Below are 6,899 nucleotides of genomic sequence, written 5' to 3' on the forward strand. Positions count from 1 at the left end.
CGGCATGGTTCCATCTTTGTGGATCAAGGTGGGCTTTTAAGGGGATTTTCTCCCTAGCGTCAACAGGAAACTGAAAATGCGCTCAGGCTCTTGCATGCAAGGCTAAAGCATGCGTATAAGCCCGACCTACGGAGAGGTGCCGGAGCGGTCGAACGGGGCGGTCTCGAAAACCGTTGTGCGAGCAATCGTACCGAGGGTTCGAATCCCTCCCTCTCCGCCATGCAACCTGAGTGGTTGATTTCACAGAAAAATTTTTGCCTTCCCGCTGCGTGATGCGCAGAATGGATATTGCCGCCCTTTTGAGGGGCCAAAGAACCGTTGATTGAAGGCGTAGAGTCTACCCTAATTTGGGGTTTAACGAGCGGGCTTTGATGGTTCTGGATGATGGTTTTCTCTGCGCTTAAATGCAGAGCGGAAAGTATTGTGGTTTGGACAACTAAGCGACGGGGCTGACCTTCTCAAGGAAGGAGGGTCACTGGTATCGTATAAGAAGTCAGATTACAGAGCTGTCCACTCGGCTTCAATCGCGTGTTTCCCGATCCTTCCAAGTCAATGATTAGCGGTGTGTCGATCTGGCCGAGAAGTTGATTTTTTTCGAAAAATTGACTAATCACAATGAGAAAATATTTTTAAAAGCTCTTGCGTGTGGCATCGCGTAAAGCTGATGCTTAATTCATCCTGCGATGTTGGTTTCTGACATATTCTTGCTTCGGGATAGAGGTTGAGGAGTTCGGAAGTATTCGCATGAGCTGAGTGAAAAATAATTGGAATTTTATTGAATTTCAAATGATCAGCCAGAGGGAAAACATCCCCATCAGCTAAACGTACATCTAAAATTGCACAGGAGGGTAATGTTGATTTGCTGGCGTCAATCGCTTCTTTAACTGTGGCGTATGAACCATGCAGACTCAGTCCGCAATCCAAGACTATTCCTTCAATGTCGAGTGCGACCAGAAATTCATCTTCAACGATCATGATCATTTAACAGCCTCTTCGATTTTCTGAAGTGGAATTTCAATTGAGACAATGAAATTTTCAGCATTTATTTCTTTAAATAAGTGAGCGCTTAGCTGTTTGGCTGAGGATTTGATTAATGTGGTTCCAAAGCCAACGTTATCTTCCTCTTTAACTTGCATGTTGTTTTTTTCATGCCAGACCAAGGAGAGATTTTGTGCGCTAAGCCGCCACGAAATTTCAAGTTCACCACCTTTGGATCCTAGAACGCCATATTTTGATGCGTTGGTTGTCCATTCATGTAAAATCATAGCCAATGGTGATAACGCATTTGAAGGTAAAAGGACTTCCGGTCCGTGCACTATAATTTTATTTTTTTTGCTTTCATGCGAAGCAATCATTGTTTTAACAATTTTATGCAGGGAAATCACATCCCTGTCGCCTGAGGGCATGCTGAGTGAATGTGCCCGCCCCAGAGCAATGATCCGGTCTCGGAAGTCTTGTGCATATGTATTGATGTCCGTATGCGAGCGGGCAGATAATGTGACCATACTTGCGATAATCGCAAATAAATTCTTTACGCGATGGTTCATCTCCTGAAGAAGAATAGATCGCGTTTCGGCTAAAGTATGTTCGGGCGTGATGTCTATTGTTGCGCCAACCAGCAAGCGGTCATCTTCTCGCATGGACATCTGTGCGTAGCTTTTTAGTTTTTTTATTTCTCCGTTTGAAAGTATAACTTTGTAACCAACTTCCAGTTTGCTTTTGTATTCGAGGGAGTAATTGATTGCTTTTGAAAAATGATCACGGTCATCTGAGGCAATGATATTCCGCCAGACCTCAAAGTTAATTTGACTGATATTGCTAAGCCCCAGCATTTCCTGGTGTGTTTTATCAAAACGAAAGCTGTTTGTTCTGGGGCAATATTCCCATATTCCAATGCGGCCAGCATTAACGGCAACACGTAAACGTTCCTGCTCTACTATCAAAGCCCGTTCTAGCGTTAATGCATCGGTAATGTCAGTCATGACTATGGTGGCGCCACTGATATCGCCATTGCTGGTTTTATAGGGCAGTACCCGCATGGAAAACGTTTTTTTACCGTCCTTTGTATGGACTCTACGCTGTAATGTTTGGCCTGTTTGTGCAACGTTGAACGCATCATCCAAATATTGAAAATCGTCCAATTTGCACGCTACATCTGATAAAAGGCGTCCGCGATCGCTGTTCTGGAGAGGGAAAATGGATTTTGTGGAATCTGTAAAACTTCTAATTTTCAGGTCACTATCAACAACCATAACGGCTAATTCTGTTGAATCGAAAAAGTTTTTCACATCAGAATTGGCAACGGTTAGCTGATCGACCTTGTTTTTTAGTTCATCATTGACAGTTGAAAGTTCTTCATTTGTTGATTGTAGTTCCTCATTCATAGACATCATTTCTTCATTTGAGCTTTTTAATTCCTCATTTGCTGTTTCTAGTTCTTCAATTGTAGCCCGTAGTTTATGGCGCGTTACGCGCAATTCTTCTTCAAGAATATCTACATGGTCAGTGATGGGTTCAAATTCATCTGCATCAGAAGCGGTTAGTGCTTCGAATGGACCAGCATCCTTGAAAACAAATAGGAAAGAGTTACTCGACAAGGGATCGCAGGTTATATCGACAGGCTGAATGCCATAATCGCCTTCAACCTGGATATGCCGCGCTATGACAACCCTTTTTTTATGCCGTGCCTGACGCAATAGGGGCCCTATGATTTCCCGCAGGCCTGAACGTGCCAGTGTAAAGGCGCTGGTGCCCCCTTGTCTGGTTACGGGGAAATCAAAATACCGACCGAGTTTTCCATAGGCAGCGATAACAGTCCCATCGTCTCCTACAACCATAGAAGGTGGTGCATAACGTTCCGCGAGTTTCTGGATTGCGGCGTCATCTTTATGAATATGGTTGTTGATCCGGTCTTTTCGTTCATCCATTGCTTGGCGTGGGAAACTTTGCGGTGCCAATGGAAGATTGAGGGGATATCGTGTGGTAATGCCGCTATGTTCAAATATGCGCGCGTGATGGTCTATGGATGTAAAGAGGTTTTCAAATCGTCCTATTGTTTCTGAAGGCCCGAGAAACAGATATCCTCCGGGCGACAGGGCATAGTGTATGAGCGGCATAACCTGCTGCTGCAGCGCATCATCAAAATAGATGAGAAGATTCCTGCATGAGACCAGATTAATGCGTGAGAACGGCGGGTCTCTTATTATACTATGGTTTGAGAACCTGATTGTATCTCTGATGGTATTGGAGATGGTGAAATACTGTCCGTGTAGTACAATCCAGCTATCGACCATTTCGTCTGGAATATCGATAAGGGCAGATGCTGGATAAATGCCTTCTCGGGCTATTTGAAGCATCTGCTCGTCAATATCGGTTGCAAAAATTTGAATACTATTTTTTACATCAAGCTTTTTTGCTGAACTGGCGAAAATCATTCCTAAGGTATAGGCTTCTTCTCCACTGGAGCAACCGGCAACCCATACACGAATTTCCTGTTCGTCCTGCTTTTCTTTTAATAGGGGTTCAATGACCTTTTCCCTGAGTAGATCGAACATGTCAGGGTTTCTAAAAAAACGCGTAACATTTATGAGCAGGTCACGAAAAAGCGCCTGACATTCATTCTGGTCATTTCGGATCTGCTCCAGATATGAAGCGACTGTGCTGAGTTCGAGCACATGCATTCTACGTTCAACACGACGGATAAATGTTGAGCGTTTATATTGCGAGAAATCATGCCCGACGGCTTTTTTTAAAATAGAGCAAATACTATCAATATAATCAGGTGTAAGGGCAATGTCGCGTGTTGGAGAGTCTGAATTTTTACGTTCAAAAAAAGACTTGAGGCAGTCGATAATTTCGTTAGGGGGCTTTATGAAGTCAACCAGCCCACTGCTGATTGCGGCTGATGGCATGCCGTCGTATCGGGCTGTTGATGGCTCCTGCGCAATACATATGCCACCGTTTTCTTTGATAACGCGCAGCCCCATGGAGCCATCTGCACCGGTTCCGGAGAGAATGACGCAAGCTGCATTCGTTTGACGATCCCGCGCGAGAGAAGAAAAAAAATCGTCAATCGGGCGCCTTAACCCGCGCGGTTGTGTAAAATCTGTAAGCTGCAACCTGCCGTTATGAATTGCCAGTCCTCGCCCCGGGGGGATAATGTACACTCGGTCGGCATGAATGTCTTCTCCCCCTTCGCACTGCAGCACATCCAGTAATGTGGTCCGGTTAAGAAGCTGTGCGAGCATGCTTTCGTGGGTTGGATCAAGATGCTGTACCACGACGAAAGCAAGATGAGTTGGGGGTGTCGCAACCGCCAGCATGTCTCGTAATGCTTCAAGGCCACCTGCTGATGCGCCAACAGCTACGATAGTTTGTGGCCGGTCTTCCATGCCCATAGGGGGCGATGTGTTGGTAGAGTGATGCATTAAAAAATATGTCTGGTAGATTGTAGATCAGCTAAAGTTAACTTGGCTTGGGCAATCATGGCAGTTGAATTGGCTATGGCGGCAATAGAACCTTCAAGAATAATACCTGCCTGATAGGCTATAGGTGAGATTTTTTTTATACTATCACCTAAAGCTATACCGTATTGGGCGAGTTTTTCTGTTTGTGTATTGCTGATGTCAAACTGAGATGCCAGAATAAATCGGGTGTTTCCCGAGGCGTCACATAGCCGCGACATATAAAGAAGGTTAATAAACGGCGTGCCATCCGCTTTTACATTAATCAATGGCTGCCTGATACTAAGACCGAAGTTACCATCAAGGAACTGATGAATATTTTTTCGTGCTTCGGTATTGTCGTAGTGTCCTTGCAGAAAACGACAGTTTTTTCCTATAATCTCGCTATTGTCATAGCCGGTTAATTCACAGAATTTTTTATTGGTGGCAATGAGCGGTTTATCGTTCCCGGCCGATGCTAATGATAGAGGAACATTTGATTTATCAAATAAATTGATGATTTCTTCTGGAATAGCAGCGATAGAGTTCATTGCGATATGAATCCCCGAAATTTAAAATCATTCCGACCAAACACATTAAGAGAATGGTATTAAGATTTTCCTAAAAAGCACATCATTTTAATAATGTGTCAATATGAGGGAACGGGATAGCGCAGGTAGCGGGCAGGCAATGGTGTTGCAGAATGCCATTCACCATGTGGTGGTCTGGTGAATGGCCTATATCTGTTTTTAATACCCGACGGTGAGAGAGAGCGTTCCGAAGCCGCCCTTGTTACCGAAGCCATTTTGCTCACGGATAGCGGAGACGCCGTGGAGGCGCCAGCCGACATTGAAGATGAGGCTGACATAGCGATCCACAGCGCTATGCAGGTCCAGACCGATGCTGGAGAGATCCGCTTCGTTCACGGACTGGGCGATGGGGTTCACCTGCGAGACATGGCCGTAATCATAGAACAGCCCCACCTGTTCCGTATCATGCACAGGCAGGCCGGGGGCTATGAACTTGGAGAGGCTGAAAGCCGGTGAGCGGATTTCGTTGGTGACACTCACCCCCTCGCTGCCCAGAGCGGTATCGGTAAAGTAGCCGCGCGCGGTGTAAAGCCCGCCAAGGCCAAGCTGGTTGTTATACATCAGGTTGGTGCTAGCCAGTTGGCCGGTGGCCTGCAAAATCCATGACAGGCCGGCGGGCAGCCATGTCGTGCGGCTCAGGCTCAGCGTGTCATACACATACTGGTCGTTCGAGCCGGGCACGAGGGCTTCGAAATTGCGGCGGCGGTTGGCCCCGCTCATACCGCCGGGGCTGAGTACGAGCTGGTTCTGGAATGTGGTCTGGCCATACGGGTCGTTCAGCATGGCATTGTAGATGATGGGGAACTGATCGACCTCGGCCAAGCTGTCAAACACACGCAGCCCACCGAATTCGAGGGTGTTGTTGGTGGTTTTGAAGTCAAAGCCGATCTGCACATCTTCGGTCATGCGGGTATGGGGGCCGAAGGTGATGGCGGGCAGGTCGTGGATATAGCGCAGGCTGGCCTGTCCGCTATGGCCGGTCTCGCCCAGATAGGCGCCGCTGGAGCGCATATCGGGCTTTTCCCATGCATAGGAACCAAAGACCTGAATGCGGTCATGCCAGGGCAGGGGGGCTGTCCAGCTCAGGGCGTGGCCGCTGTACCGGTCGCTGACACTGTGGGTGAACTGGTAGGAGAGGATCTGCCCCAGCCCCGCTACGTTGCCCCATGTGCCGCCCACGGCCCATTCGGAAGAACCGAGCGAGGGCACGCCTGCATTGTCGTAGGAGCCATAGACATGCAGGGGCAGGCGGTCCTTTGTTTGTAGTGTGACATCGGTTGTGCCCTGCGCCGTGCCGGGCGCGAACAGGGCATCGACCGTGCGGAACGGATTGCTGTTCAGCCAGCCCAGCCCGGCCTGCACGTCTGACAGGCTGAGGGTTTGGCCGGGCACCAGCCCGCTTTCCTGCCGGAGCAGTTTATCGGAAAACCAGTGATTGCCTGCGGTTTTGACCGCACCCAGCCGGTATTCCGTCACGATAATCTGCACGACACCGCCGCCAATATTTTGCGGGGGGATGGAGACATAAACGAACGGATGCCCCTCGGCCTTGTAGAGCGTGCCCACCTTTGCCGCGATGGTGTTCAGGTCCGTCATACGCAGGGGCTTGCCCAGATAGGCGGCCATCTCGTGCCCGAAGGCGGCCTGATCGAGCAGGGGAAGGCCCGCATGCTGCACACCTTTGGTGCCTGAGGGCAGGCCCGCGGCCTTGAGGGCGGTCGTGTCGGGAATGAACACCAGCCCCTTGAGGGCAGGGATGACGACCGCATTGGACTGTGGCAGGGGCGGGGCCTCTTTGCCCGGCAGGGTCAGGTCGTTGGGGGCCGGGGCCGGTGCGGGCTGGCGGGGGGCAAGGCGGCTATAGGCC

At 48.8% G+C, this 6,899-nt stretch carries 4 protein-coding genes and 1 tRNA gene; 1 reads left to right on the forward strand and 4 read right to left on the reverse strand.

What is annotated here, in order from left to right:
• Positions 1-130: 130 nt before the first annotated feature.
• Positions 131-220 (forward strand) — tRNA-Ser (locus ABF757_RS07115).
• Positions 221-606: 386 nt separating this feature from the next.
• On the opposite strand, the gene ABF757_RS07120 is transcribed toward ABF757_RS07115, so the two are convergent.
• The 4 genes from ABF757_RS07120 to ABF757_RS07135 form a co-directional block, all read right to left on the reverse strand.
• On the reverse strand, positions 607-981 hold the full coding sequence (locus ABF757_RS07120) for a response regulator (protein WP_415481537.1): 375 nt from the start codon (positions 979-981) through the stop codon (positions 607-609).
• A complete protein-coding gene (locus ABF757_RS07125; protein WP_415481538.1) occupies positions 978-4,397 on the reverse strand; it encodes a CheR family methyltransferase in 3,420 nt (1,139 codons plus the stop codon). The genes ABF757_RS07120 and ABF757_RS07125 overlap by 4 nt, the downstream gene beginning before the upstream one ends.
• Before the next feature lie 29 nt (positions 4,398-4,426).
• The gene (locus ABF757_RS07130) at positions 4,427-4,993 is read right to left on the reverse strand and encodes a PAS domain-containing protein (RefSeq protein ID WP_415481539.1); all 567 of its coding nucleotides are present in this window, start codon (positions 4,991-4,993) and stop codon (positions 4,427-4,429) included.
• A 198-nt stretch (positions 4,994-5,191) separates the two neighbouring features.
• Positions 5,192-6,899 (reverse strand): ShlB/FhaC/HecB family hemolysin secretion/activation protein (locus ABF757_RS07135; RefSeq protein WP_415481540.1); only part of this gene is annotated, 1,708 nt, incomplete at its 5' end.

Source organism: Acetobacter papayae (assembly GCF_047721125.1).
In the GTDB taxonomy this organism is placed as follows: Bacteria; Pseudomonadota; Alphaproteobacteria; order Acetobacterales; family Acetobacteraceae; genus Acetobacter; species Acetobacter papayae.

Coding starts and splice junctions, on each gene's coding strand:
- ABF757_RS07130 (WP_415481539.1), bottom strand. CDS start 4,993: ATGAACTCTATCGCTGCTATTCCAGAAGAAATCATCAATTTATTTGAT.
- ABF757_RS07125 (WP_415481538.1), bottom strand. CDS start 4,397: ATGGGCATGGAAGACCGGCCACAAACTATCGTAGCTGTTGGCGCATCA.
- ABF757_RS07120 (WP_415481537.1), bottom strand. CDS start 981: ATGATCATGATCGTTGAAGATGAATTTCTGGTCGCACTCGACATTGAA.